Below are 26182 nucleotides of genomic sequence, written 5' to 3'. Positions count from 1 at the left end.
CATGGCCGGACACGGCGCCCCGACCCCCGAGCCCACCGACTGCCACGACCTGCGGGTCGCCGTGGTCGCCGCGAGCTGGCACACCGAGGTGATGGACGGCCTGCTCGCCGGCGCCCAGCGCGCGCTCGCCGACCACAAGGTCGAAGCGCCCGTCGTCGTGCGGGTGCCGGGCACGTTCGAGCTGCCCGTGATGGCCGCCGCGCTCGCGCCGTCGTACGACGCGATCATCGCGCTCGGCGTGGTCATCCGGGGCGGCACGCCGCACTTCGAGTACGTCTGCAACGCCGCCACGGACGGCCTGACCCGGGTGTCCATCGACGCCCAGACGCCGGTCGGCTTCGGCGTGCTCACCTGCGACGACGAGCAGCAGGCTCTCGACCGGGCCGGGCTCGAGGGCTCGAAGGAGGACAAGGGTTACGAGGCCGCGTCCGCAGCGCTTCTCACCGCAGCGACCTTGAAGAAGGTCCGCCGCAGGGACGGCCTAGGCTGATCTCCTGTGAAGACGTTCGACGAGCTCTGGGCGGAGCTGAGCGAGAAGGCTCGGACCCGGCCCGCCGGTAGCGGCACCGTGGCGGCACTCGACGCCGGCGTCCATGCGATCGGCAAGAAGCTGGTCGAGGAGGCCGCCGAGTCCTGGATGGCCGCCGAGCACGAGGGCAAGGAGCGCGCGGCGGAGGAGATCAGTCAGCTGATCTACCACTCCCAGGTGCTCATGCTCGCCCTCGGCCTCGAGCCCGCCGACGTCTACAAGCACCTCTGAGGAAGCCCATGTCCCGCCTCAAGATCGCGATCCCCAACAAGGGAGCGCTCTCCGCCGCCGCCACCGAGATCCTGCGCGAGTCCGGCTACCGCCAGCGCAGCGACTCCAAGGAGCTGCGGCTCGTCGACGCCGAGAACGACGTCGAGTTCTTCTACCTCCGGCCGCGCGACATCGCGCTGTACGTCGGGGAGGGCACGCTCGACGTCGGCATCACCGGCCGCGACCTGCTGCTCGACTCCGGCGCCAAGGCCGACGAGGTGCTGCCGCTGGAGTTCGGCCGCAGCACGTTCCGCTTCGCGGGTCCGCGCGGCTCCTACGACGAGCTGGCCGACCTCGCCGGCACGCGGATCGCCACGTCGTACGTCGGCATCGTCGAGTCGTTCCTGGCCGAGCGCGGCATCGACGCGACCGTGGTGCGGCTCGACGGCGCAGTCGAGACCAGCATCCAGCTCGGCGTCGCCGACGTCATCGCCGACGTCGTCGAGACCGGCACCACGTTGCGGCGCGCCGGCCTCGAGGTTTTCGGCGAGCCGATCCTCGAGTCGGAGGCCGTGCTCATCACCCGCTCGGGCAACGGGTCGCCGGCGTTCGACGTCTTCCGGCGCCGGGTCGAGGGCGTCCTCGTGGCCCGCGGCTACGTGATGATGGACTACGACATCGAGACCGCGAAGCTCGACGCCGCGCTCGCGGTTACCCCCGGCATGGAGGGCCCGACCGTGTCGCCCCTGCAGCGCGAGGGCTGGGTCGCCGTACGCGCGATGGTGCGGCGCGACGGCGCGCAGCGGCTGATGGACGAGCTCTGGGAGCTCGGTGCGCGGGCGATCCTGCTCACCGACATCCATGCCTGCCGGATCTGACGCCGCGCCCGCGGGCGTACCCGACCTGCCGCGCACCTGGCGCCCGGTCGGCCCGCGGATCGCGGCCGTCGTGTTCAGCGTCGTGCTGATCGGCGCCTTCCTCGGGCTCTGGTACAGCTTCGACGAGGAGACCAAGCAGGCCGTCACCGTGCTCCAGCGCTGCACCATCGGGTTCTTCGTGTTCATCGGCGTCGCGCTGATGTATGCGATGGCCCGGTCGCGGATCACGGCCGACGAGCGCGGGCTGACGGTCGTCAACGGCTACCGCAAGCGCGAGTACGAGTGGGCCGAGGTGGTCGCCGTGCGGATGCCGCCGGGGGCGCCGTGGCCGACCCTCGATCTCGCCGACGGCAACACCGTCTCGGCGATGGGCGTGCACGGCTCCGACGGCGCGCCCGCGCGGCGCGCCGTGGCGGAGATCAGGGCGCTGCTCGACCGCTCCTGACACCAAATCGTCCTCGCGGACGAAGTGCTTCACTCGCCGGGCCGATGTGTGCGCGCCGCGTGGACGGTGGGATGGCAGCATGCAGCGACTTCGTGCCCTCACCACCACCCTGGCCCTCGCGGCCGGCGCCCTCGTGGCGACCGGCGCGGTGCCGGCCCTGACCCCCGCGGCCCACGCAGCCGAGCCCGGCGGCCACCTCGTCTACATCAAGGGCGGCGACGTCTGGGTCTCCGACCCCGACGGCACCGGCCAGGTTCGCGTGACCACCGACGGCGGCTACTCCGACCCGTCGATGGCGGACACCGGCCGGATCGCCGCGGTCCGCGGTGACGCGCTCGTCGTGTTCCGCCCCGACGGGGTGAAGGTCGCTCAGTTCAAGCTGCCGACGCTCTTCATCGAGGGTAGCTGCTCGACGATGTGGGAGACGCCTCCGCTGGAGGCCCAGATCTCGCCCGACGGCTCGAAGGTCGCCTGGTCGCAGCTGCGGTCGTCCAACTGCGGCGGGAAGATCACGATCGACAGCCGCACCGCGATCACCAACGCCACCGGCTACGACCTGCGCGGGCTTGTCCTGGGCTACGACCCGGACTGGGTCGGCAACGGGCGTGTCGTCCTCGACGACAACGACGTGATGCGGCTGATGGACGTGGACCACGACGGCCCGAAGGCGCACGACTGGTTCGACTCCTACGACCTGTGGAACACCTACTACGACTTCCACTCCGTCGCGGTCTCGCGCGACGGGTCGCGCGTCGCCTACCTCGTCGACCGGTACGACGACCCGGAGATGATCATCGACCACGCCACCAGCGGCGACCCGCGGACGTCGGACGCTCCCGGCGTGCCGGTCACGCCGGGAGAGTGCCAGGCCCAGTCCGGCCTGCCCCGACCCGACGACGGCCCGACGCTGGACGACCTGATGTTCTCGCCGGACGGCACCGCGCTGGCGCACGTCGAGGGCGACGACGTCTGGACGATCACCGGCGTCGGCGGCGCCTGCGACAGCCGCACGTTCACGAAGGTCCTCACCGGGGTCACCGACTTCTCCTGGTCGGGCTACGGCGGCAACGTCGTCATCGACCGCACCGCGCCGACGGCCCGGGTCACCGGCGTCACCGTCAACCACAGCAAGCGGTCCGCCACGGTGAAGTTCACCGCCAACGAGGCCGCCGGCTTCCGGTGCCAGCTCGACAACGGCGCGAAGCGCACGTGCCGCTCGCCGCAGGTCTTCAGCAGGCTCAAGCCCGGCAAGCACACGGTCCGGGTCTGGGCCACCGACGCCGCGGGCAACACGAGCGCGCCGGCGACGAGGGGCTTCACGGTCAAGCGCTGAGGCGCTCGCTCAGGTCTCGAGGACGAGGTCGGCCCGCGCCCGGGTCTGCTCGCGGGCGTGCAGGTCGGCCTCGTCCTCGAGCCACGTCAGCCAGTGGTCGCGCATCTGCTCGCCGTCGCGCGCGATGCCGCGCGCCAAGCGCTGCTCGCGCGGGGCCTCGAGCCACACGAGCGTCGTGATGAGCTCGTCGTACGACGCAGCCGCGGAGCCGACGCCCTCGAGCACGAGGAGCGGCCCGGGGTCGACCCGGCGCCACTCCGCCCACCCGTCGGCGTACCAGTCCCACCGCCGCCAGCGGCCGGGCTCGCCGGCGGCCAGCGGGCGGAGCAGCGACTCGATGCTGGCCCCCAGTCCCGGCAGGCCGGACCAGCCCTCCAGCATCTCGTCGGTCCCCAGCACGACGGCCTCGGGACGCAGCGCCGCCACCTGCCGCGCCAGCGTCGTCTTTCCGGCCCCCGCCAGGCCGTCGATGCAGATCAGCCGGCCGGTGCCGAGCGTCGTCGGCCGGGCCTCGGCGTGGGCGACGACCCGCGCTGCGAACGAGTCGCCGGGCTCAGAACGCAAGCCCGTGGCCCCGGTAGGTCGGCACCGCGTCGACGAACCGGTCGCCGTCGAGCAGGTGGGCCGTCGTGCCGTGCTCGAACGGCTCGCCCGACTTGGCGTGCCGGAACCAGACCAGGTCGCCGATCCGCAGCGCGTCGGCGCCGTCGCCGACCAGCGGCGTCTGCACCTCGCCGGCGCCCTCGAGCGTGGTGAGGCGCAGCCCGGGCGGCGCCCACGGCACGGGCAGTCGGTCGGTGCCGGCCGCGCCCGAGGCGATCAGGCCGCCGCCGTGCACGGTGGCGATGCCGGCCGCCGGACGGCGGGTGACCGGGAGCCCCACGAACGCCGCCGGTTGCGGCGAGAAGCCCCGGTAGTGGTCGAAGAGGGCGGGACCGAGCAGACCGGAGCCGGCGGTGACCTCGGTGACGACCGGGTCGGCGGCCGAGGACTCCAGCGAGCCGGTGCCGCCGGCGTTCCAGAGGCCGAGCTCGAAGCCGTGGATGGACGCAAGGCCCTCGGCGATGTCGGCCCGCCGGGTGCGCAGCTGCGCGACCGACATCGACTTGATGCGACGGACGGCGGCCGACCGCGCGCGTTGGTGGGGGACCGCGTCGGGCACGCCCGCGACCTGGCCCTCGTAGGTCATCACGCCGACGAGCGTGAAGCCCGGGCGCTCCACGACCGTGCGCGCCAGGGCGACGACGCTGCCGATGTCGAACAGCGGCGACCGACGGGGACCCACCTGCTGGCCGCCCCACCGCAGGCCGGCGTCGACGTCGATGGCCACCCGGATCGGCACCGCCATCGACGTGCGGAGCGCGTCGACAGCGTCGAGGTGCGCCACGTCGTCGATCATGATCGTGATCCGCGAGGCCGCTCGCGGCGAGGAGATGAGCGCGCTCAGGGCGGCGGCGTCGACCGTGGGATAGCCGACCAGGATGTCGTCGGACACGTCCTGCTGCTCGAGGAAGAGCGCCTCCGCGAGCGTGAACGCGAGCACCCCGTGGAACCCGTCGTGCTCGAGCGCGCGACGCACGAGGGCGGGCACCCGCAGCGACTTCGACGCGACCCGGATCGGCTTCCCTCCGGCCCGCTTGACCAGGTCGGCCGCGTTGGCGTCGAAGGCGGCGAGGTCGACGGTGAGGAGCGGTGTCGGCAGCGGTGTCGCGCTCGCGCGCACCGCCGCGTCGAGCCGCGCAGCGAGGCGGTTGCGCTCGACCGGGTCGGAATGCATCGGTCCATCGTTCCATGCGGCGACTGCGCTCCGAGGGAGGGTGGGTGCGACCATGGAGCCGTGACCCGCCCCGACGCCAAGCGCCTCCAGGGATCGGCGTACGTCGACGACGACGGTGCCGCCGACGCCGACCTCGCGACGGCCCTCGAGCGCCACGCGAGCGGCGCGGCGCCGTACCCCGAGGTCCTCGCGGCGCTCGCCGGCGCGCGGCTCCTGGTGCCCGTCGTGGCGCTGCTCGGTGAGGTCGAGGTGGGCGACGACGGCCTGGCGCGTGACAAGAGCAGCGACATGGCCGCCGTGCTGCTCACCGGCGCCGACGGCCGTACGGCGCTGCTGGCGTTCACGTCCGCCGACACCCTCGCCGCCTGGGACCCGGCCGCGCGCCCGGTCCCGGTCGCCGCCGGCCTGGCCGCGGCGACCGCGGTCCAGGAGGGGGCGGCGGCGCTCGTGGTCGACCTGAGCGGGCCCCAGAGGTTCGTCGTCGAGGACGAGGACCTGCATCGGATCGCGGCGGGCTGGCGACCGGTCCGGCTCGACGACGGCGGCTGGGCGTGGCTGGGCGCTTCGCCGGAGGGCTGACGACGATTTCCCGTGCGGGGAACAACTCCGGTAGCATCGGGTGTTGACCGATCCGTCACCCGTGCGAGCGAGTGGCAGATCCACAAGCGGGGACCAGCAGCACATCGTCTCCCACCCGCATCGGCCGCCACAGGTCGTCGGGTCCGGTCAAGAACCCGACCTGGGTTCTGATGCGTCCCACCGCGCGGTGGGAGCGGCGTCGCGACTGGCTTCCGCTTGGACAAGCGGAAGCCACCTTTGTTTTTCGGTGAGTGGCCTCCGCACCCGACGAGTTTGGAGGACACATCAGCACCGAGCTGCGCATCAACGAGCGGATCCGGGTTCCCGAGGTCCGGCTCGTGGGACCCAACGGCGAGACCGTGGGGATCGTTCCGACCGACCAGGCGCTCAAGCTGGCCCAGGAGGCCGACCTTGACCTGGTCGAGATCGCGCCGATGGGCAAGCCGCCCGTCTGCAAGCTCATGGACTACGGGAAGTTCAAGTACGAGAACGCCCAGAAGGCCCGTGAGTCCCGGCGGAACCAGACCAACGTCATCATCAAGGAGATGAAGCTCCGGCCGAAGATCGACCAGCACGACTACGAGACCAAGAAGGGTCACGTCGTGCGGTTCCTCAAGGCCGGCGACAAGGTCAAGATCACGATCATGTTCCGCGGCCGCGAGCAGCACCGCCCCGAGCTGGGCTTCCGGCTGCTCCAGAAGCTGGCCGAGGACGTCCAGGAGCTGGGCTTCGTGGAGTCCTCGCCCAAGCAGGACGGCCGCAACATGATCATGGTCCTGGGTCCGCACAAGAAGAAGGCCGAGGCCAAGGCGGAGGTGAAGGCCGCCAAGCAGGAGGCCGCCGCCGAGCGCGACGCCGAGAAGGCAGCCGAGCACGCCGAGCGCACCGCCACCCAGCCCTCCACGCAGCGCAAGCAGAAGCGCGCGAACGAGGCGCTGGACCCCGACATCGACCTCTGAGCAGCGACACCGGTCCCTGGCCGAGGTCCTGACCAAGACCTGCAACGACGAGAGAGAGCACAACGATGCCGAAGAACAAGACGCACTCCGGTGCCAGCAAGCGGTTCCGGGTCACCGGCAGCGGCAAGATCCTGCGGGAGAAGGCCGGCAAGCGCCACAACCTGGAGAAGAAGCCCTCCAAGGTGACCCGCCGCATGACCGGTACCACCGAGGTCGCCAAGAACGACGTCCCGCGCGCGAAGAAGCTGCTCGGTCGCTGACCGGCTCCTCGCCTGAGAATTTCGAACAAGGAGTTAGAAGATGGCACGCGTCAAGCGCGCAGTGAACGCGGCGAAGAAGCGCCGGACCACCCTCGAGCGGGCCAGCGGCTACCGCGGCCAGCGCTCGCGCCTCTACCGCAAGGCGAAGGAGCAGGTCACCCACTCGCTGGTCTACAGCTACAACGACCGGAAGAAGAACAAGGGCAACTTCCGTCGCCTGTGGATCCAGCGGATCAACGCGGCCGCCCGCGCCGAGGGCCTGACCTACAACCGCTTCATCCAGGGCCTCAACCTGGCCGGCGTCGAGGTCGACCGCAAGATCCTCGCCGACCTCGCGGTCAACGAGCCGGCCGCCTTCTCGGCCCTCGTCGCGCAGGCCAAGGCCGCGCTGCCCGAGGACGTCAACGCTCCGGCCTCCGCCTGACCCGTTTGACACTGTCCAACTCGGTGACACCTCTGACCGCTGGTAACGCCAGGGTCAAGGAAGCACGGAAGCTCAGCCGCCGCTCGGTCCGATCCGAGCGGCGGCTCTTCCTTGCCGACGGCCCGAAGGCCGTCGAGGGCGCCCTCGGGGTGCCCGGCTGCGTGGTCGAGGTCTTCGCCACGCCCTCCGCCGCGCAGGAGTACGCCGACCTGCTGGCCCCGGCCGAGGTGACGCTCGTCGACGACCGCGCCCTCGCGTCGCTCTCCGACAGCGTCAACCCGGCGGGCCTCGTCGCCCTTTGCAACTTCCTCGACGTCCCGGCGAATCACCCTCTATGGCTCGGCGAATCCGCCCTCATGGTCCGTCGAGATGCCCCTCGTGGTCCGCTGGTCGCGATCTGCGCCGACATCCGCGACCCCGGCAACGCGGGGACGGTCATCCGCTGCGCCGACGCCGCCGGCGCCGATGCGGTGGTGTTCGCCGGTGACTCCGTCGACGTCTACAACCCCAAGACTGTCCGGGCGAGCGTCGGGAGCCTGTTCCACCTCCCGGTCGCGATCGAGCGCGACGCCGCGGCCGCCGTACGTGCCGCACGCGAAGCGGGACTGACCGTGCTGGCAGCCGACGGCGGGGGAGAGGTGGACCTCTTCGACTCCGATGAGCTGCTCGCCCGCCCGACGGCCTGGCTGCTCGGCAACGAGGCGTGGGGCCTGCCCGAGGAGCTGGCCGCGCTCGCCGACCACCGGGTACGCATCCCCATCCACGGCCGCGCCGAGAGCCTCAACCTCGCGACCGCCGCGGCGCTGTGCCTCTACGCGAGCGCGCGCGCCCAGCGCGGGTAACGTTCCCTCCATGACCGGCGGCGGTGTCGACCAGCAGGTGCTCGACCTCCTGCCGGACGGTGTCGTGGCCGCCGACCGCGACGGCCTGGTCACCGTCGTCTCGCCCGTCGCGGCGCGGATGCTCGACGTCGACGCCACGGCCGTCGTCGGCAAGCCGCTGAGCGACGTGCTGACGCTCACCGACCAGGACGGCAACGAGTGGTGCGCGGTCAACGACCCGTACGGCGGGCTCCGCATCCGCACCGGGGTGCCCGAGCAGCCGTGGCTGCTGCCGCTCGGCACCGAGGTCCTGGTCACCGCCCGGCTGCACCGGGAGTCGCGGGGCGGCCCGGTGACCGCGGTCGTGCTGACCCTGCGGTCCGGGCGCGGCCGCGAGCGGCTCGATCGCGACCGCTCCGACCTGGTGGCGACGGTCGCCCACGAGCTGCGCTCACCGCTCACCGGGGTCAAGGGCTTCGTCCACGCGATCCTCGACCGCTGGGACAAGCTCACCGACGAGCAGAAGCGCCTCATGCTCGGCACGGTCGTGGCCGACGCCGACCGGCTCAGTCGCCTGATCGTGGAGCTGCTCGACGTCGCCCGCATCGACACCGGCCGGCTCCAGCTGCACCGGAGGCCGACCGACATCGGGCTCAAGGCCGAGCGGGCGGTCGAGATGCTCGCGCACTCGACGTCGCGCACGATCGATCTCGAGGTCCGGGGCGAGTGCGTCGCCGCTGCCGACCCCGACAAGGTCGTGCAGGTGATCGTCAACCTGGTCGAGAACGCCATCAAGCACGGTGACGGCGACATCCAGGTGGCCGTCACGGCCGACGACCCCGCGTTCGTCGTGGTGACCGTCTCCGACCAGGGCACCGGGATCCCGGTCGAGCTACGGCGCCGGGCGTTCACGAAGTTCTGGACCGAGGGCGCCGGAGGCGGCTCCGGGCTCGGCCTCTACATGGTCGCCGGCCTGGTGCGGGCGCACGGCGGCACGGTGGCCATCGACGACAACCCCGCGGGCGGTGCGCGGGTGACCGTCAGCTGGCCGGTCAGCCACCCCTGACCGGCTCCGTCCGCGTCCGGTAACCGGTTCGCGAGCACGGCGGCGTAGTTCCTAGACTGCTCATCAGCCCCGCCCGGGCAGCCGTCGGCTGTCCAGCCACACCCGAAAGGCACCGATGTCCGGCCCCAACACCGACTACGACCCCGTCGAGGTCGCCGCGCTCCAGCCCGAGGCCGTCGAGGCCGCGCGCGAGGCGGCACTGGCCGCGATCGCCGCCGCCACCGACCTCGAGGCGCTCAAGCAGGTGCGGACCGACCACGCCGGCGACCGGTCGCCGCTCGGGCTCGCCAACCGCGAGATCGGCGCGTTGCCGCCCCAGGCGCGCAAGGAGGCCGGCCAGCGGGTCGGCCAGGCGCGCGGTGCGGTCAACCAGGCCCTCGCCGCCCGGCAGGAGGTGCTCCAGGCCGAGCAGGACGAGCGGATCCTCGTCGAGGAGACCGTCGACGTCACGCTCCCGACCGACCGCGTGCCCGCCGGCGCGCGCCACCCGCTGACGACCGGCGCCGAGCTGATCGCCGACATCTTCGTCGCGATGGGCTGGGAGGTCGCCGAGGGTCCCGTCATCGAGGCCGAGTGGCTCAACTTCGACGCGCTCAACCTCGGGCCCGACCACCCGGCCCGGACGATGCAGGACACGTTCTGGACCGAGCCGGCCGACAACCACCTGGTGCTGCGCACCCACACCAGCCCGGTGCAGGCGCGCACGATGCTGACCCGCGAGCCGCCGATCTACGTCGTGTGCCCGGGCCGCGTGTTCCGCACGGACGAGTACGACGCCACGCACTCCCCGGTGTTCCACCAGGTGGAGGGCCTCGCGATCGACGAGGGCATCACCATGGGCCACCTCAAGGGGACGCTCGACCACTTCGCGCAGCAGATGTTCGGCGAGGAGAGCACCACGCGGTTCCGGCCGTCGTACTTCCCGTTCACCGAGCCGAGCGCCGAGGTCGACCTCAAGTGCTTCGTCTGCAACGGCGTCGACTCCGCGTCGTGTCGCACCTGCCGGGGCGAGGGCTGGATCGAGTGGGGCGGCTGCGGCGTGGTCAACCCGCGGGTGCTGACCGCCTGCGGTGTCGACGCGGAGCGCTACACCGGCTTCGCGTTCGGCATGGGCATCGACCGGACCCTGATGTTCCGGCACGGGCTCGAGGACCTGCGCGCGCTCTTCGAGGGCGACGTCCGCTTCACCACTGCTTTCGGAACGGAGCTGTAGACCAGTGAAGGCATCCGTCTCCTGGATCAAGGAGTACGTCGACCTGTCGGCCGACGTCACGGCCGAGCGACTGGCCGACCGGCTGACCGACCTCGGCCTCAAGCTCGAGGCCATCGAGAGCGCGGCAGCCGGCATCGAGGGGCCGCTCGTCGTCGGCAAGGTGCTCACCATGGAGCCCGAGCCGCAGAAGAACGGCAAGACGATCAACTGGTGCACCGTCGACGTCGGCGACGCCAACGGCACCGGTGAGCCCCAGGGCATCGTCTGCGGCGCCCACAACTTCGAGCCCGGCGACCTCGTGGTCGTCGTGCTCCCCGGTGGCGTGCTGCCGGGCGGGTTCGAGATCTCCGCCCGCAAGACCTACGGCCACGTGTCCGCCGGCATGATCTGCTCCTCGCGCGAGCTCGGCATCGGCGACGACCACGACGGCATCATCGTGCTGCCCGCCGACGCGGGCGCGCCCGGCGACGACGCGTTCAAGGTGCTCGGCCTCGACGAGGAGGTCATCGAGTTCGAGATCAACCCCGACCGGGCCTACGGCCTGTCGCTGCGGGGCATCGCGCGAGACGCCGCGCTGGCCTTCGACGCGCCGTACCGCGACCCGGCCGTGCGCGACGTACCGCCGGCCGACGACCAGGGCTACCCGGTCGTCGTCGACGACCCTGCCGGCTGCCCGGTGTTCGTGGCGCGCGCGGTGACGGGCTTCGACCCGACCGCGCCGACGCCGGACTGGATGGCCGCGCGCCTGCGCCACGCGGGCATGCGCCCGATCTCGCTGGCCGTCGACATCACCAACTACGTGATGCTCGAGACCGGTCGGCCGATCCACGGCTACGACCGCGACAAGCTCCAGGGCCCGATCCGCGTCCGCCGTGCCGTTGCCGGCGAGCGGATGACGACGCTCGATGACGCCGAGCGCACGCTGTCGACCGAGGACCTCGTGGTCACCGACGACTCCGGGATCATCGGCCTCGGCGGCGTGATGGGCGGCGCCACGACCGAGATGTCCGACGCGACGACCTCGGTGCTGGTCGAGGCCGCGCACTGGGACCCGGTCTCGATGTTCCGCACCGGCAAGCGCCACAAGATCACCTCCGAGGCAGGGAAGCGCAACGAGCGCGGCGTCGACCCGACGATCTGCGAGGCGGCGGCGGACCGGGTGGTCGAGCTGCTCGTGGAGCTCGGCGGCGCCACGGCGGAGCCCGGCGTCACCGTCGTCGGCACTCCGCCCGCCGCCCCGACCATCACCATCCCCGCCGACCTGCCCGCCCGGGTCACCGGCATCGACATCTCCGGCGAGACGACGGTCGCCCACCTCGCGGCGGTCGGCTGCGAGGTCGCGGTCGGAGGCGACCGGGTGGCGGCGACGCCGCCGCCGTGGCGCCCCGACATCACCGACCCGTTCGACCTGGTCGAGGAGGTCGCGCGCGTCGTCGGCTACGACCAGGTGCCGTCGGTGCTGCCGCGCGAGGCCGCCGGTCGTGGCCTGACCCGCGAGCAGCGGCTGCGTCGCCGGATCGGGCGCACGCTGGCCGGTGCCGGCTGCGTCGAGGTGATCAGCTTCCCGTTCGTCGGCTCGGCGACGCTGGACGCGCTCGGCCTGCCCGCCGACGACCCGCGCCGTGACACCGTCGTGCTGGCGAACCCGATCTCCGCCGAGGAGCCGTCGTACACGACGACGCTGCTGCCCGGGCTGATCAAAGCCGCCGCGCGCAACCTCAGCCGCGGAGCGAGCGGGGTCGCTCTCTTCGAGACCGGCACGGTCGCGTTCCCGGTCGACCGCGGACCGGCGCCGATCTACGGCGTCGACCGCCGCCCGGACGACGCGGAGCTCGACAAGCTCTACGACGCCATCCCGCGTCAGCCGCTGCACCTGTCCGTGGTGCTGGCGGGCGAGCGGGAGCGCGCCGGCTGGTGGGGTGACGGCCGCGCCGCCGGCTGGGCCGACGCCATTGGCGTCGCCCGCCGCCTCGGCGACGAGCTCGGCGTGACGATCGAGCCGCAGCAGGCGACCCACGCGCCGTGGCACCCCGGCCGCTGCGCCGCGCTGGTCGTCGACGGCGAGACCATCGGCCACGCCGGCGAGCTGCACCCGAAGGTCTGTGACGCGTTCGACCTGCCGGTGCGCAGCGCTGCGGTCGAGCTCGACCTCGACCGGCTGATGGCGAAGGCGGTCGACGTGACGCCGGGGCCGGCGCTCTCGGCGATGCCGATGGCGAAGGAGGACGTCGCCCTGGTCGTCGACGCCGACGTCACGGCCGGTGCCGTCGAGGCCGCGCTGCGCGAGGGGGCGGGCGAGCTGCTCGAGTCGGTGCGGCTGTTCGACGTCTACACCGGCGAGCAGATCGGCGCCGGCCGGAAGTCGCTCGCGTTCGCGCTGCGGTTCCGCGCCGGTAACCGGACGCTGACCGACGCCGAGACCGGCGCCGCGCGTGACGCGGCGGTGGCGCGGGCGGCTGAGCTCACCGGCGCCGTACAGCGGGCCTGAGCCGGGCGCTCGGCGGTCCCGGGCTGCTCAGGCCAGGAGCCGCTCGGCGTTGCGGAGCAGCACCGCCCGCAGCCAGTCGTCGCCGAGGTCGAGCCGCTCCAGCGCCTCGACCTGGTGGCGGAACGGGTACGGGATGTTGGGGAAGTCGGTGCCGAGCAGGATCTTGTCGCCGAGGTCGACCAGCCGGGGGAGCAGGGCACGGTCGAACGGCGAGCCCTGCTCGACGAAGTCGGTGAACGCCATCGTCGTGTCGAGGTGGACGCCCGCGTAGGCGTCCGCGAGGTCGAGGAACTCGGCGTACTCGGGGAGGCCCATGTGCGCGATCACCAGCCGCAGCCGCGGGTGGCGCCGCAGGACCTCGGTGACCGGGCCGGGTCCGGTGAAGCGTCCCGGGGCCGGGCCCGAGCCGCAGTGGAACACCACCGGGACGCCCGCGTCCTCGAGCAGGCCCCAGACCGGAGCCAGCAGCGGGTCGCGCGGGTCGTAGTCGCCGACCTGGACGTGCGCCTTGAAGATGCCCGCTCCCTGCTCGAGCGCCTGGGCGACGTACGCCGGCGCCGACGGCTCGGGATAGAACGTCGCCGTCGGCACGCAGTCCGGCGTACGGTCGGCGAAGTCGCGGGCCCAGGCGTTGAGCCAGGCGGCCATCTCCGGCTTGTGGGCGTAGACGAGCGAGGTGAAGCGCAGCACCCCGAACGACCGCAGCCGGGCCACGCGGTCCTCCTCGTCGTGGCGGTAGGCGATCGGCCACTCGACGCCGGTCAGCGGGCCGACCTGGTCGAAGTAGGACCACACCTTGTCCATGACCTGCTTGGGCATGAAGTGGGTGTGCACGTCGATCACGCCCGGGATGCCGAGGCGCTCCCAAGTCGCGCGCAGATGGGTTGCCTCGGGGTCGGTCGCCACGACCGGAAGGGTACGGCGTCACTGACGGCGAGAACCGATCGGACTTTCGCGGCATCAGACCCCTGCGGGCTCTACTCTGAGCCCGGCAGCCGATCCCGAGGAGCGTCATGGCCCTGCACGACAGCCTGCGCGAGCTCGTCGCCGCGCGAGGCGCCGCGGTCGTCGACGACGCGACCGAGCTACGGGGCGCGCTCGACGACTTCCTCGGCGAGGACGAGGCGACGATCGGCGAGCTCAACCTGCTGGTCGACGCGGTACGCCTGGGCGGTCTCGACCGGCTGCTGACGATGCTCGACAACGGCGCCGCTCCGGCCGCCGCGGTGGCCGAGGCCGGCGCCGCGCTCGCGCGCGACCGCGGGTCCGACGACAGCAGGCGGGCGAGCTGGGCCGTCGCGGCCCTGGGCTTCGCGCTGGGCCGGGTGGAGGCGGCGGTCGTCGAACGATCCCTGCCCACCGCCGCACCCGTCGACCCGAGGCCGGCGACGCCGCCGCCTCCGCCGCCCCGACCTCCGACGCCGCGACCGAGCCCCGAGCCGGACCCCGGGCCGGGGACCGTCGGCAGCGCCGAGGCCGTGCCGACCGCGTTCGACCGCGAGCGGTCGGTGCCGGCGTCACCGCCGCCCGTGCCGAGCCCGCCCGTACGGCGCCGCAAGCGCCGCTCCGTGGTGTTGCTGGCCGTGTCGTTCGCCGTCGTGCTGGGGCTGGTCGGGGGGATCGGGCTGGCTCTGTGGCTGGAGCGGGACACGACGACCAACGCCAATGATCCTGAGGACACGCCGACCGCGAGTGATCCCACGACCGACTCGACGAAAGAGCGCCTGACCGCGGTTCCCGATGGCGACATCCTGGTGGCTTACATCGGTGACGATGAGCGGATCGACCGGGTCGACGCCGACGGTGGTGGTGTGAAGAGGCTGACGAAGGGGCCGCAGGACCACCTGCCGTCCATCTCACCCGACCGCACGCAGGTCGCCTACCTCGTCGGCGCGGCGGGCGAGCCCAGGATCCTGATGATGCTGGACGTCGCGACGGGCCAGTCTGAGGAAGTCTTTGACGGTGAAGGGCCGTGCGCAAACTCTGTACGCCCGGGCTGGAGCCTCGATGGTGCATGGCTTGCCTTGCTCTGCGCGGGCGACGAGGACGAGCCTGCTGGGATCTACCTCGCCAATCCGGTCAACGGCGCGGCTTACGCGTTGATGACCGACATGCCGCCACTCAGCGGGTCGCCGACTTGGGTGGACGAGAACACGATCGTCTATACCCAGACGGACGAAACCCTCTGGTCGCTCGACATCGATCTCGGCAACTATCGTGCGGAGAGAGCCCCGTCTCAGTTGACCATCACCGACATGCCCGACGCGCGGCTGTCCCATCCGGACTGGTCGGAACAGGCTGGGAAGCTGCTGTTCGTCGTCCACCCCGATGACACCGAGTTCGGGGAGCTTTGGGTCGCCGACAAGAATCTCGAGAACGCGGAAAGCATCGGAGAGGGTTACGCGCACCCCGTTTGGTCGCCCAGCGGGGATGCTGTCGCGTTCACGATGAAGGACGATGACGGCGTCGAAGTCTTGGCCACAGCCCCCTACGTCAATGGTGAGCTCGGACCTGCGACAGACGTGAAGCCCGTCCCCGACGGCGAGGTCGGCATCCCCGTCTGGGGCAGCCGCTGACCCGGACGCTCAGTCGATCGGGTGGTTGACGCAGGCGAGGAACCGCTCGTAGATCGCCTGGTCCCCGGCGTGGGTGATGCCGCTGTCGTCGCGCCGCCGCCACAGCCACGCGTCGAGGTCGTCGGCGGTGCCGTTGACGACGACGTCGGGTGCGGTGCCGGGATCGGCCACGACGTGGGCGTCCTCCTCGCCGGCGTACTCCTGCCCGTCGGGAGAGGTGCCGGAGAAGAGACCCAGCCGCACCCAGGTGCTCTGGTCGGTGTCGGTGCAGTCGACCCGCACGTGGTGGTCGAGCGGCTCCCAGGTGCCCCACGGCGGCAGCCCGCCGTACATCACGTCGAGCACCTCGTCGACGCCGTCGCTGGCGAGCACCGGGTCCAGCGGGGTCACGGAGCCGGCGGCGAGCTCGGCGTCGAGCCGGTGGATCAGCGCCTCGTGCGCCTGGCGCCGCAGGATGAATCCGACGGTGTGGTCGGACGACCACGTCCAGCACTCCTCGGCCGGGTCGGCCTGCTCCAGCTCGTCGGAGAGCGCCGCCGACCACTCGTCGAAGAAGGCGAGGAGCCCGGCCCGGTCTCCCGGCCGCTCCGGGTCGACCGACTCCGGCTGCGTCGGCCGGTTGCGCAGCACCGTCGTCCACCACTGCTGCACGCCGGCGAGGTGCCACAGCAGGTCGTCGGCCGACCAGTCGGGGCACGACGGCACCCGGGCAGCCGGGTCGCAGTCGGCGAGCACGACGCGGAATCGCGCCGACTCGGCTCGGATATGGTCGAGGTACGGGGTATCGCTGAGGCGGGCCATGCGGCGAACCTAGGCGCGGTCGCCGACACCGGTCGACCGGTTTCTTCCCAGCCACGGAAACCCCGTTGCTGATCTTCATGCAGTCCTCTGTATAGTCATGCATATGACGAAGGTCAGAGTCGCCGTCGCAGGAGCGAGCGGGTACGCCGGAGGCGAGGTGCTGCGCCTCCTCCTCGGGCACCCCGGGGTCGAGATCGGCGCCCTCACCGCGGGAAGCAACGCGGGAGAGAGCCTCGGCGCGCTCCAGCCGCACCTCGTGCCGCTCGCCGACCGGGTGCTCGAGCCCACCACCGCCGACGTGCTCGACGGCCACGACGTGGTCTTCCTCGGCCTGCCGCACGGCCAGTCCGGAGCGCTCGCGGAGGAGCTGACCGCACGCAACGCCGACGTCGTCGTGATCGACTGCGGGGCGGACTTCCGGCTCGACGATGCGGACACCTGGCAGCGGTTCTACGGCAGCGACCACGCCGGCACCTGGCCCTACGGCCTGCCCGAGCTGCCCGGCCAGCGTGACGCGCTGCGCGGCAGCAAGCGGGTCGCCGTTCCCGGCTGCTACCCCACGATCTCCACGCTGACGATCGCCCCCGCGGTCGCTGCGGGCGTCGTCACCAGCGACGTCGTCGTCGTCGCCGCGTCCGGCACCAGCGGCGCCGGCAAGGCCGCCAAGCCGCACCTGCTCGGCAGCGAGGTGATGGGCAGCGTTTCGGCGTACGGCGTCGGCGGCGTCCACCGCCACACCCCCGAGATCACGCAGAACCTCGGCCGGCTCACCGACGCCGACGTGACGGTCAGCTTCACGCCGCTGCTCGTGCCGATGCCGCGGGGCATCCTCGCCACGGTGAGCGCACCCCTGTCCGGCCCGCTCAGCGCCGAGGACGCGCACGCCGTCTACGCCAAGGCGTACGCCGACGAGCCGTTCGTGCACGTGCTGCCCGCCGGGCAGTGGCCGCAGACGCAGTCGGTGACCGGCTCCAACGCGGTGCACCTCCAGGTGACGGTCGACGAGGCCGCCGGCCGGCTGGTCGCCGTCGGCGTGGTCGACAACCTCGCGAAGGGCACCGGCGGCGCGGCCGTACAGTGCATGAACCTCGCGCTCGGGCTCGACGAGACCACGGGCCTGACGACGGTGGGAGTGGCGCCGTGACCTCGCACAAGCTGTTCCGCTACCCCGAGACGCTCGCCGTCGTCCGGCTGGGTCCGGGCACCGAGATCCCCGCCTGGGCCGAGTCGTCGTCGATCTTCTCGGTGACCGCCACCGCGACCGAGACCTCGGTCGTCTGCGCGTCGCGCAGCGTGCCGACCAAGTCGCGCCATCAGCGGCCGTTCACCGCGTTCTGCGTCGAGGGCCCGCTCGACTTCTCCGAGACCGGCGTCCTCGTTTCCCTCCTGGCGCCGCTCGCCGAGGACGGCATCAGCGTCTTCACCCTCTCCACCTTCGACACCGACTGGATCCTCGTGCCGGCGGGCGACGCCGACCGGGCCGAGGAGGCGTGGCGACGATCGGGGCACGAGACCGCCCCCGCCGCCCCCGCGTAGTCCCCACCGACCTGATCGAAGGAACCCACATGAGCGTCACCCACCCCGCCGGCTTCGTCGCAGCCGGCACCGCCATCGGCCTGAAGTCGACCGGAGCGAAGGACCTCGCCCTCGTCGTCAACCAGGGCCCGCGCTTCGACTCCGCCACCGTCTTCACCAGCAACCGCTGCAAGGCCAACCCGGTCCTGTGGAGCGAGCAGGTCGTCAAGGACGGCGTCGTCAAGGCGGTCGTCCTCAACTCCGGCGGCGCCAACTGCTACACCGGCCCCGAGGGCTTTCAGACGACACACGAGGTCGCGGAGGCGGTCGCGTCCAAGCTCGGCATCGGCGCGATCGACGTCGTCGTCTGCTCCACCGGCCTCATCGGGCTGCGCAACGACCGGCAGACGCTGCTCGACGGCGTCACCGCGGTGCACGGGCTGCTGTCGGCCGAGGGCGGCAACGACGCCGCCGAGGCGATCATGACGACCGACAGCGTCAGCAAGCAGGTCGTGGTCGAGCGCGACGGCTGGTCGGTCGGCGGGATGGCCAAGGGCGCCGGCATGCTCGCGCCCGCCCTCGCGACCATGCTCGTCGTGATCACGACCGACGCAGAGGTGCCGGCCGCCGTACTGGACAAGGCACTCCGCGACGCCACCCGGGTCAGCTTCGACCGGCTCGACTCGGACGGATGCCAGTCGACCAACGACACCGTCACGGTCATGGCCAGCGGTGCGAGCGGCGTGACGCCGACCGCGGAGGAGCTCACCGCGGCCCTTACCGAGGCGTGCACCAGCCTGGCGATGCAGCTGCTCGCCGACGCCGAGGGCGCCGACCACGAGATCGCGATCACCACCGTCAACGCCGCGAGCGAGGACGAGGCGGTCGAGGTCGGCCGCAGCGTCGCCCGGTCGAACCTCTTCAAGGCCGCCGTGTTCGGCAACGACCCCAACTGGGGCCGCGTCCTGGCCAGCATCGGTACGACGACCGCGGCCTTCGACCCGGCCGACCTCGACGTCGCGATGAACGGTGTGTGGGTCTGCAAGAACTCCGGACCGGGGGAGGACCCCGCCACCGTCGACCTCACGCCGCGCCAGGTGACCGTCACGATCGACCTCAAGGCAGGAGACGCCGAGGCGACCGTCTGGACCAACGACCTCACCCACGCCTACGTCCACGAGAACAGCGCCTACTCCTCATGAGCTCCCCCCACGAAGAGACCAGCATCGACATCGAGACCGTCGCCTACCAGCCCGGCAAGCCCGACCCCGCCAAGGCGCGCACCCTGGCCGCGGCGCTGCCGTGGCTGAAGGAGTATCACGGCAAGGTCGTCGTCATTAAGTACGGCGGCAACGCCATGACCGACGACCGGCTCAAGCGGGCCTTCGCCGAGGACATCGCGTTCCTGCGCTTCGCCGGGTTCAAGCCGGTCGTGGTCCACGGCGGCGGCCCGCAGATCTCCGAGATGCTCGACCGGCTCGGCATCGAGTCCGAGTTCCGCGGCGGCCTCCGCGTCACCACGCCCGAGGCGATGGACGTCGTGCGGATGGTGCTCGTCGGCCAGGTGCAGCGCGAGCTGGTGGGCCTGATCAACGAGCACGGGCCCTTGGCCGTCGGCCTCTCGGGCGAGGACGCCGGGCTCTTCACCGCCGAGCCGACCGGCACCGTCGTCGACGGCGAGGAGGTCGACCTCGGACTCGTCGGCGAGGTGACCAAGGTGCGTCCCGAGGCCGTGGTCGACCTGATCGAGGCCGGCCGGATCCCGGTCGTGTCCAGCGTGGCGCCGGACGTCGACCGCGTCGTGCACAACGTCAACGCCGACTCGGCGGCGGCCGCGCTCGCGGTCGCGCTGGGTGCCGAGAAGCTGCTCGTGCTCACCGACGTCGAGGGCCTCTACCTCGACTGGCCCGACCCCGAGGAGGTCATCGGCGAGATCGGCCCCGACGCGCTCGAGGAGATCCTCCCGACCCTGGCCAGCGGCATGATCCCGAAGATGGGCGCCTGCCTGCAGGCCGTGCGCGGGGGAGTGAAGCGCGCGACGGTCGTCGACGGCCGCCAGGAGCACTCTGTGCTGCTCGAGCTGTTCACCGACGAGGGCGTCGGCACCCAGGTCCTGCCCGGCGTCGAGACCAAGACCCGCAAGGCGAGGGAGGTCGGCGCATGAGTTGGACCGAGCGGTACTCCGCCGCATTGATGAACACCTTCGGCACGCCGAAGATGGTGCTCGCCCGGGGCGAGGGCGCCCACGTCTGGGACGTCGACGGCCGCGAGTACGTCGACCTGCTGGGCGGCATCGCCGTCAACTCGCTCGGTCACGCCCACCCGCGGCTGGTCGGGGCGGTGACCGAGCAGATGCAGTCGCTCGGCCACATCTCCAACTTCTTCGCCAGCGTCCCGCAGGTCACTCTCGCCGAGCGACTGCTCGCCGAGCTCGGCACCGACGGACGCGTGTTCTTCACCAACTCCGGCGCCGAGGCCAACGAGGCGGCGTTCAAGCTCACCCGCCGCACCGGGCGCACCAAGGTCGTCGTCGCCGAGGGCTCGTTCCACGGCCGCACGATGGGCGCGCTCGCGCTCACCTCGAAGCAGGCCTACCGCGAGCCGTTCGAGCCGCTGCCCGGCGACGTCGTCTTCGTCCCGTACGGCGACGCCGCCGCCCTGGCGGAGGCCGTCGACGACACGACCGCCGCCGTGCTCGTGGAGCCGGTGCAGGGCGAGGCGGGCGTCGTCGTACCGCCTCGGGACTACCTGCCGGCGGCGCAGCGCATCGCCCACGACCACGGCGCCCTGCTGTGGCTCGACGAGGTGCAGACCGGCGTCGGGCGGACGGGCACCTGGTTCGCCCACCGCAACCCCGCGCTCGTCGGTGACGCCGTCGTGCCCGACATCGTGACGCTGGCCAAGGGGCTGGCCGGCGGTGTTCCGATCGGCGCCTGCATCGCCACCGGCGGGTCGGGCAAGCTGTTCGACCCGGGCAACCACGGCACTACGTTCGGCGGCAACCCGGTCGCCGCGTCGGCCGCGCTGGCGGTCATGGACGCGATCGACGAGGACGGCCTGCTCGACCGGGTGGTCGTGCTCGGCGACCGCCTGCGCACCGGCGTCGCCGCCGACCCGCGGGTCACCGAGGCCCGGGGGCAGGGCCTGCTGATCGGCCTCGACCTCGCCGAGCCGAAGTCGGCCGAGGTGGTCGCCGCGGCGCAGGACCTCGGGTTCATCGTCAACGCGACGACCCCCGACCGCATCCGGCTCGCTCCGCCGTACGTGCTGACCGACGCCGACGTCGAAGCGTTTGTCACCGCGTGGCCCCGGATCCTCGACCAGGCAGGCGTCCGGGCCGGGGCGGAGGCGACCGCATGAGGCACTTCCTGCGCGACGACGACCTCACCCCGGCCGAGCAGGCCGAGGTGCTGGCGCTCGCGGCCGAGCTCAAGGCGAAGCCCTTCGAGCACCAGCCGTTCGCCGGACCGCGGACCATCGCGATGATCTTCGACAAGCCGACCCTGCGCACGCAGGCATCGTTCGCGGCGGGCATCGCCGAGCTCGGTGGCCACCCGCTTCTGGTCGAGGGCAACCTCGCCGGCATCGGCCACCGGGAGTCGGTCGCCGACGTCGCCCGGGTGCTGGGCCGGCAGGCGGCCGCGATCGTGTGGCGCACCTACGAGCAGAGCCGGATCGACGAGATGGCGGCCTACGCCGGGGTGCCGGTCGTCAACGCGCTGACCGACGACTTCCACCCCTGCCAGCTGCTCGCCGACCTGCTGACGGTGCAGGAGCACAAGGGCGGCCCGGCCGGGCTCGCGGTCGCGTTCGTGGGCGACGCGGCTTGCAACATGGGCAACTCATGGCTGCTCGCGGGCGCGAGCGCCGGGATGCACGTGCGGATGAGCGCGCCCGAGGGCTACCTGCCGGACGACGCGATGTTCGCCCGGGCTCGCGAGATCGCCGCCGGGACCGGCGCCTCGGTGACGGCGGAGCCGGACCCCGCGACGGCGGTCGCCGGCGCCGACGTGGTCGTCACCGACACCTGGGTCTCGATGGGCAAGGAGGAGGAGGCCGAGGCGCGCCGCGCGATCTTCGCGCCGTACGCCGTCACCTCCGAGCTGATGGGGCACGCCAAGCCCGACGCGATCGTGCTCCACTGCCTGCCGGCCTACCGCGGCTCCGAGATCAGCGCCGAGGTGCTCGACGGTCCACAGAGCGTCGTCTGGGACGAGGCCGAGAACCGCCGTCATGCCCAGAAGGCCGTGCTCGCCTGGCTCGAGGCACGACGAGAGGAGTGACCACGATGGCCGCACAGGACTGGTCGGCTCCGGCGACCGGGCGCGCCCTGACCCCGATGACCAAGAACGCCCGCCAGCAGCTCATCATCGAGCTGCTCTCCGTCGGCGACGTGCGGTCGCAGGGCGAGCTCGCCCAGCTCCTCGCCGGGCGGGGCGTCCACGTCACGCAGGCCACGCTGAGCCGCGACCTGGTCGAGCTCGACGCGGTCAAGGTGCGCGACGCCGGCGGTGCGCTCGTCTACACCGTGCCGCCGGAGGGCGGCGACCGGACCCGCGTCACAGGGGAGAGCGCGGCGTCGTACCACCGGTTGGCGCGGCTCTGCGGCGAGCTCCTCGTCAGCGCCGAGGCCAGCGCCAATCTGGTCGTGCTCCGCACCCCGCCGGGCGCGGCCCAGTTCCTCGCCAGTGCTGTCGACAAGGTCGGTCTCCCCGGCATCCTGGGCACCATCGCCGGCGACGACACCGTCCTCCTCATCGGGCGCGACCCCACGGGCGGGGACGCCCTCGCCCGCCACTTCACCGGTCTGGCCGACGGCCAGCCCCACGACTGACTCCCAGCACGAAAGACAGGAACGACATTGAGCAAGGTCCTCACCTCCCTGCCGAAGGGTGAGCGCGTCGGCATCGCCTTCTCCGGCGGTCTCGACACCTCGGTCGCGGTCGCGTGGATGCGCGACAAGGGCGCGGTGCCCTGCACCTACACCGCCGACATCGGCCAGTACGACGAGCCCGACATCTCGGGCGTCCCCGACCGAGCCCTCGAGTACGGCGCCGAGCTCGCCCGCGCGGTCGACTGCCGGCGGGAGCTGGTCGAGGAGGGCCTCGCGGCGATGGCGTGCGGCGCCTTCCACATCCGCTCGGGCGGTCGCGCCTACTTCAACACCACGCCGCTGGGTCGCGCGGTCACCGGCACCATGCTGGTGCGTGCGATGCAGGCCGACGGCGTGAACATCTGGGGCGACGGCTCGACGTTCAAGGGCAACGACATCGAGCGCTTCTACCGCTACGGCCTGATGGCCAACCCCGAGCTGCGCATCTACAAGCCGTGGCTGGACGCCGACTTCGTCGCCGAGCTCGGCGGGCGCCACGAGATGAGCCAGTGGCTGGTCGAGCACGGGCTGCCCTACCGCGACTCGGCCGAGAAGGCCTACTCCACCGACGCCAACATCTGGGGCGCCACCCACGAGGCCAAGACCCTCGAGCACCTCGACGTCTCGCTCGAGACCGTCGAGCCGATCATGGGCGTGAAGTTCTGGGACCCGTCCGTCGCGATCGAGACCGAGGACGTGACCGTGTCGTTCGAGGCCGGTCGCCCGGTCGCGATCAACGGCCAGCGCTTCGACGACGCGGTGGCGCTGGTGATGGAGGCCAACGCGATCGGCGGCCGCCACGGGCTCGGCATGTCCGACCAGATCGAGAACCGGATCATCGAGGCGAAGTCGCGCGGCATCTACGAGGCGCCGGGCATGGCGCTGCTGTGGCTGACCTACGAGCGGCTGCTCAACGCGGTCCACAACGAGGACACGATCGCCAACTACCACAACGAGGGGCGCAAGCTCGGCCGCCTGCTCTACGAGGGCCGGTGGCTCGACCCGCAGTCGCTCATGCTGCGGGAGGCGATCCAGCGCTGGATCGCCTCGCTGGTGACCGGCTCGGTGACCGTGCGGCTGCGCCGCGGCGAGGACTACACGATCCTCGCGACCGAGGGCTCGCACTTCTCCTACCACCCGGAGAAGCTCTCGATGGAGCGCGTCGAGAACGCCGCGTTCGGACCGACCGACCGGATCGGCCAGCTCACCATGCGCAACCTCGACATCGCCGACTCGCGGGAGAAGCTCGAGCTGTACGCCGCGCAGCCGATGGACCAGGGCCAGGTCGTGGTCGAGAACGGCATCCTCTACGGCGAGCTCCCCGCGGGCGGCGCCGACGTGATCACCGCCAACCCGGAGATCTCCGGCGAGGAGGAGGCGCTGCTCGAGGACGCCGCGATGGAGCTGGGCGCCGACTGATGGCGAAACCGATCCACCGCGTCGCGGCGCGCGTGCTCCCGGTCGCGCCCGACGGCACGGTGCTCCTCCTCCAGGGGCAGGACCCGGCCCATCCCGGCGACCTGCACTGGGTGAGCATCGGGGGAGCGGTCGACCCGGGGGAGACCCTCGAGCAGGCGGCCGTGCGCGAGATGCTCGAGGAGACCGGCATCGTCGTGGAGACCGGCGAGCTGATCGGCCCGATCGCCGAGGGCGTGCACCCGTTCTCGTGGGACGGCGTCGACTACGTCTCGGAGTCGACGTTCTTCGCGCTGGCCCTCGACCGCTCGGTCGAGGTGACCTTCGACGGCCTCGAGGCCGGCGAGGTGGGCAACGTGCTCGGTGCGGACTGGTGGACGCCGGAGGCGCTCCGCGCCGACGGCACGGCGGCCTCGGACGACATGCCCGACGTGCTCGCAGTCGCGATCAAGGCAGTGCTGGAGGGAGAACGGTGAGCGGCAGCAACGGCGGGACCAACGAGGGCAAGCTCTGGGGCGGCCGCTTCGCCGGCGGGCCGTCGCCGGAGCTGGAGGCCCTCTCGCGGTCCACCCACTTCGACTGGCGGCTCGCGCTCTACGACATCGCCGGGTCCCACGCCCATGCGAAGGCGCTGCGCGCGGCCGGCCTGCTGAGCGACGCGGAGGAGGCCGAGCTGCACCGCGGCCTCGACGTGCTGTCGCAGCGGTACGTCGACGGCGAGCTGCTGCCCGACCCGGGTGACGAGGACGTCCACGGCGCGCTCGAGCGGCTGCTGATCGAGGAGGTCGGCCCCGACGTCGGCGGCAAGCTCCGGGCCGGACGGTCGCGAAACGACCAGATCGCCACGCTGTTCCGGAGCTACCTCCTCGACCACGCCGTGACCATCCGGGGGCTGGTGCTCGACCTCGTGGACGCGATCGCCGAGCAGGCGGAGCGGCACCTGGGCGAGTCGCCCGCGATCATGCCGGGCCGCACGCATCTCCAGCATGCCCAGCCGGTGCTGCTGTCGCACCACCTGCTGGCCCACGCGTGGGCGCTGCTGCGCGACGCCGACCGGCTCGCCGAGTGGCGGGCGCGCGTCGAGGCGAGCTCGCCGTACGGCTCGGGCGCACTTGCGGGCCAGAGCCTCGGCCTCGACCCGGAGCTGGTCGCCCGCGAGCTCGGCTTCACGGGCTCGATCGCCAACTCCATCGACGGCACCGCGGCGCGCGACTTCGTGGCGGAGTTCGCCTACGTGACGGCGCAGACGGGCGTCGATATCAGCCGGATCGCCGAGGAGATCATCCTCTGGGCGACGAAGGAGTTCGGCTTCGTCACGCTGCACGACTCGTGGTCGACAGGCTCGAGCATCATGCCGCAGAAGAAGAACCCCGACATCGCCGAGCTCGCCCGCGGCAAGACGGGACGCCTGGTCGGCAACCTCACCAGCCTGCTCACGACGCTCAAGGGTCTCCCGCTCGCCTACAACCGGGACCTCCAGGAGGACAAGGAGCCGGTCTTCGACTCGGTCGACACCCTCGAGGTCCTGCTGCCCGCGTTCACCGGGCAGGTGGCGACCCTGGTGTTCGACACCGAGCGGATGGCCGAGCTCGCACCGCAGGGGTTCTCGCTCGCCACCGACATCGCCGAGTGGCTGGTCCGCGAGGGAGTGCCGTTCCGGATCGCCCACGAGGTCGCGGGCGCCTGCGTACGGCGGTGCGAGGGCCTCGGCATCGAGCTGCACGAGCTGAGCGACGAGCAGTTCGCCGAGATCTCGCCGGCGCTCACCCCGGCGGTCCGCGACGTGCTCACCGTCGAGGGCTCCGTGGCGTCGCGCGACGGCCGCGGCGGCACCGCTCCCGAGCGGGTCAGGGAGCAGCTAGGGGAGCTGCGGGAGCGGGTCGCGGCCCGGAGGTGACCCCCGATTGGCATCTCCCCGCCACCCCCTGCTAACTTTCTCTACGTCGCGGTGAGCGGCCGCCGAAGTTCGGGCCGAGAGGCCGAATCCAAGCGGTTCTCGCACGCCACGACCACTCAGCA

General features: G+C 72.1%; 28 protein-coding genes. 24 read left to right on the top strand and 4 right to left on the bottom strand.

Going from position 1 to position 26182, the window contains the following annotated elements; genetic code table 11:
* The first annotated feature begins 1 nt into the window (after nt 1).
* From ribH to HNR19_RS11250, 5 genes are all read left to right on the top strand, one after another.
* Nucleotides 2-490, top strand: coding sequence for a 6,7-dimethyl-8-ribityllumazine synthase (gene ribH / locus HNR19_RS11270; RefSeq protein WP_179668007.1), 489 nt, complete (start codon nt 2-4; stop codon nt 488-490).
* A 6-nt stretch (nt 491-496) separates the two neighbouring features.
* A complete protein-coding gene (locus HNR19_RS11265) occupies nt 497-760 on the top strand; it encodes a phosphoribosyl-ATP diphosphatase (RefSeq protein ID WP_179668006.1) in 264 nt (87 codons plus the stop codon).
* Between the two features lie 8 nt (nt 761-768).
* A complete protein-coding gene (gene hisG, locus HNR19_RS11260) occupies nt 769-1617 on the top strand; it encodes an ATP phosphoribosyltransferase (protein WP_179668005.1) in 849 nt (282 codons plus the stop codon).
* Nucleotides 1601-2062 carry a PH domain-containing protein gene (locus HNR19_RS11255; protein WP_179668004.1) on the top strand — a complete coding sequence of 154 codons (462 nt, stop codon included), beginning with the start codon at nt 1601-1603 and terminating at the stop codon, nt 2060-2062. The genes hisG and HNR19_RS11255 overlap by 17 nt, the downstream gene beginning before the upstream one ends.
* Nucleotides 2063-2141: 79 nt before the next feature.
* Nucleotides 2142-3395 (top strand): TolB-like translocation protein, encoded by a 1254-nt coding sequence (locus HNR19_RS11250; RefSeq protein ID WP_179668003.1) that lies wholly within the window; start codon nt 2142-2144, stop codon nt 3393-3395.
* A gap of 9 nt (nt 3396-3404) precedes the next feature.
* Here the strand turns inward: HNR19_RS11250 and HNR19_RS11245 are convergent, their stop codons facing one another.
* Together HNR19_RS11245 and HNR19_RS11240 are read right to left on the bottom strand one after the other, a co-directional pair.
* Nucleotides 3405-3959, bottom strand: coding sequence for a uridine kinase family protein (locus tag HNR19_RS11245; protein WP_179668002.1), 555 nt, complete (start codon nt 3957-3959; stop codon nt 3405-3407).
* Nucleotides 3949-5172 carry an amino acid deaminase/aldolase gene (locus tag HNR19_RS11240; RefSeq protein WP_179668001.1) on the bottom strand — a complete coding sequence of 408 codons (1224 nt, stop codon included), beginning with the start codon at nt 5170-5172 and terminating at the stop codon, nt 3949-3951. Before HNR19_RS11240 ends, HNR19_RS11245 begins: the two co-directional genes overlap by 11 nt.
* Before the next feature lie 60 nt (nt 5173-5232).
* Between HNR19_RS11240 and HNR19_RS11235 the strand changes: the two genes are divergently transcribed.
* The 8 genes from HNR19_RS11235 (at nt 5233) to pheT (ending at nt 12982) form a co-directional block, all read left to right on the top strand.
* A complete protein-coding gene (locus HNR19_RS11235; RefSeq protein WP_343047154.1) occupies nt 5233-5751 on the top strand; it encodes an SseB family protein in 519 nt (172 codons plus the stop codon).
* A 251-nt stretch (nt 5752-6002) separates the two neighbouring features.
* Complete coding sequence (infC, locus tag HNR19_RS11230) at nt 6003-6710, top strand: translation initiation factor IF-3 (RefSeq protein WP_179667999.1); 708 nt, start codon at nt 6003-6005, stop codon at nt 6708-6710.
* Nucleotides 6711-6775: 65 nt separating this feature from the next.
* Complete coding sequence (rpmI, locus tag HNR19_RS11225) at nt 6776-6970, top strand: 50S ribosomal protein L35 (protein WP_179667998.1); 195 nt, start codon at nt 6776-6778, stop codon at nt 6968-6970.
* Between the two features lie 40 nt (nt 6971-7010).
* The gene (gene rplT / locus HNR19_RS11220; RefSeq protein WP_179667997.1) at nt 7011-7394 is read left to right on the top strand and encodes a 50S ribosomal protein L20; all 384 of its coding nucleotides are present in this window, start codon (nt 7011-7013) and stop codon (nt 7392-7394) included.
* Between the two features lie 23 nt (nt 7395-7417).
* Nucleotides 7418-8236 (top strand): TrmH family RNA methyltransferase, encoded by an 819-nt coding sequence (locus HNR19_RS11215; RefSeq protein WP_343047153.1) that lies wholly within the window; start codon nt 7418-7420, stop codon nt 8234-8236.
* 10 nt (nt 8237-8246) lie between these two features.
* Nucleotides 8247-9281: a sensor histidine kinase gene (locus tag HNR19_RS11210; protein WP_179667996.1), complete on the top strand. Its 1035-nt coding sequence runs from the start codon at nt 8247-8249 to the stop codon at nt 9279-9281.
* Between the two features lie 115 nt (nt 9282-9396).
* Entirely contained in the window at nt 9397-10494 is a 1098-nt protein-coding gene (pheS, locus tag HNR19_RS11205) for a phenylalanine--tRNA ligase subunit alpha (protein ID WP_179667995.1), read from the top strand.
* Nucleotides 10495-10498: 4 nt separating this feature from the next.
* Complete coding sequence (gene pheT / locus HNR19_RS11200) at nt 10499-12982, top strand: phenylalanine--tRNA ligase subunit beta (protein WP_179667994.1); 2484 nt, start codon at nt 10499-10501, stop codon at nt 12980-12982.
* Between the two features lie 27 nt (nt 12983-13009).
* Here the strand turns inward: pheT and HNR19_RS11195 are convergent, their stop codons facing one another.
* A complete protein-coding gene (locus HNR19_RS11195; protein WP_343047151.1) occupies nt 13010-13888 on the bottom strand; it encodes an amidohydrolase family protein in 879 nt (292 codons plus the stop codon).
* A 107-nt stretch (nt 13889-13995) separates the two neighbouring features.
* Between HNR19_RS11195 and HNR19_RS11190 the strand changes: the two genes are divergently transcribed.
* A complete protein-coding gene (locus HNR19_RS11190; RefSeq protein ID WP_179667993.1) occupies nt 13996-15558 on the top strand; it encodes a TolB family protein in 1563 nt (520 codons plus the stop codon).
* Between the two features lie 9 nt (nt 15559-15567).
* Here the strand turns inward: HNR19_RS11190 and HNR19_RS11185 are convergent, their stop codons facing one another.
* On the bottom strand, nt 15568-16359 hold the full coding sequence (locus HNR19_RS11185; RefSeq protein ID WP_179667992.1) for a maleylpyruvate isomerase family mycothiol-dependent enzyme: 792 nt from the start codon (nt 16357-16359) through the stop codon (nt 15568-15570).
* Between the two features lie 97 nt (nt 16360-16456).
* Here HNR19_RS11185 and argC point away from each other — a divergent pair, with 97 nt between their 5' ends.
* Genes argC through argH form a run of 10 tightly spaced genes read left to right on the top strand, consistent with a single transcriptional unit; the run spans nt 16457 to nt 26060 of the window.
* Entirely contained in the window at nt 16457-17503 is a 1047-nt protein-coding gene (gene argC, locus HNR19_RS11180) for an N-acetyl-gamma-glutamyl-phosphate reductase (protein ID WP_218910214.1), read from the top strand.
* On the top strand, nt 17500-17895 hold the full coding sequence (locus HNR19_RS11175) for an ACT domain-containing protein (protein ID WP_179667990.1): 396 nt from the start codon (nt 17500-17502) through the stop codon (nt 17893-17895). The genes argC and HNR19_RS11175 overlap by 4 nt, the downstream gene beginning before the upstream one ends.
* Nucleotides 17896-17924: 29 nt before the next feature.
* A complete protein-coding gene (gene argJ, locus HNR19_RS11170; RefSeq protein WP_179667989.1) occupies nt 17925-19076 on the top strand; it encodes a bifunctional glutamate N-acetyltransferase/amino-acid acetyltransferase ArgJ in 1152 nt (383 codons plus the stop codon).
* Nucleotides 19073-20038, top strand: a complete 966-nt coding sequence (gene argB, locus HNR19_RS11165; RefSeq protein ID WP_179667988.1) for an acetylglutamate kinase — start codon at nt 19073-19075, stop codon at nt 20036-20038. Before argJ ends, argB begins: the two co-directional genes overlap by 4 nt.
* Nucleotides 20035-21234: an acetylornithine transaminase gene (locus tag HNR19_RS11160; RefSeq protein WP_179667987.1), complete on the top strand. Its 1200-nt coding sequence runs from the start codon at nt 20035-20037 to the stop codon at nt 21232-21234. Before argB ends, HNR19_RS11160 begins: the two co-directional genes overlap by 4 nt.
* Complete coding sequence (gene argF / locus HNR19_RS11155; protein ID WP_179667986.1) at nt 21231-22157, top strand: ornithine carbamoyltransferase; 927 nt, start codon at nt 21231-21233, stop codon at nt 22155-22157. Before HNR19_RS11160 ends, argF begins: the two co-directional genes overlap by 4 nt.
* A 5-nt stretch (nt 22158-22162) precedes the next feature.
* The gene (locus HNR19_RS11150; protein ID WP_179667985.1) at nt 22163-22708 is read left to right on the top strand and encodes an arginine repressor; all 546 of its coding nucleotides are present in this window, start codon (nt 22163-22165) and stop codon (nt 22706-22708) included.
* 27 nt (nt 22709-22735) lie between these two features.
* A complete protein-coding gene (gene argG, locus HNR19_RS11145; protein ID WP_179667984.1) occupies nt 22736-24166 on the top strand; it encodes an argininosuccinate synthase in 1431 nt (476 codons plus the stop codon).
* Nucleotides 24166-24639, top strand: coding sequence for an NUDIX hydrolase (locus HNR19_RS11140; RefSeq protein WP_179667983.1), 474 nt, complete (start codon nt 24166-24168; stop codon nt 24637-24639). The genes argG and HNR19_RS11140 overlap by 1 nt, the downstream gene beginning before the upstream one ends.
* Nucleotides 24636-26060, top strand: a complete 1425-nt coding sequence (argH, locus tag HNR19_RS11135) for an argininosuccinate lyase (protein WP_179667982.1) — start codon at nt 24636-24638, stop codon at nt 26058-26060. The genes HNR19_RS11140 and argH overlap by 4 nt, the downstream gene beginning before the upstream one ends.
* Nucleotides 26061-26182 lie beyond the last annotated feature (122 nt).

This window comes from Nocardioides thalensis (assembly GCF_013410655.1).
Lineage (GTDB): Bacteria > Actinomycetota > Actinomycetes > Propionibacteriales > Nocardioidaceae > Nocardioides > Nocardioides thalensis.
This window is presented reverse-complemented; position numbering and strand designations above follow the sequence as displayed.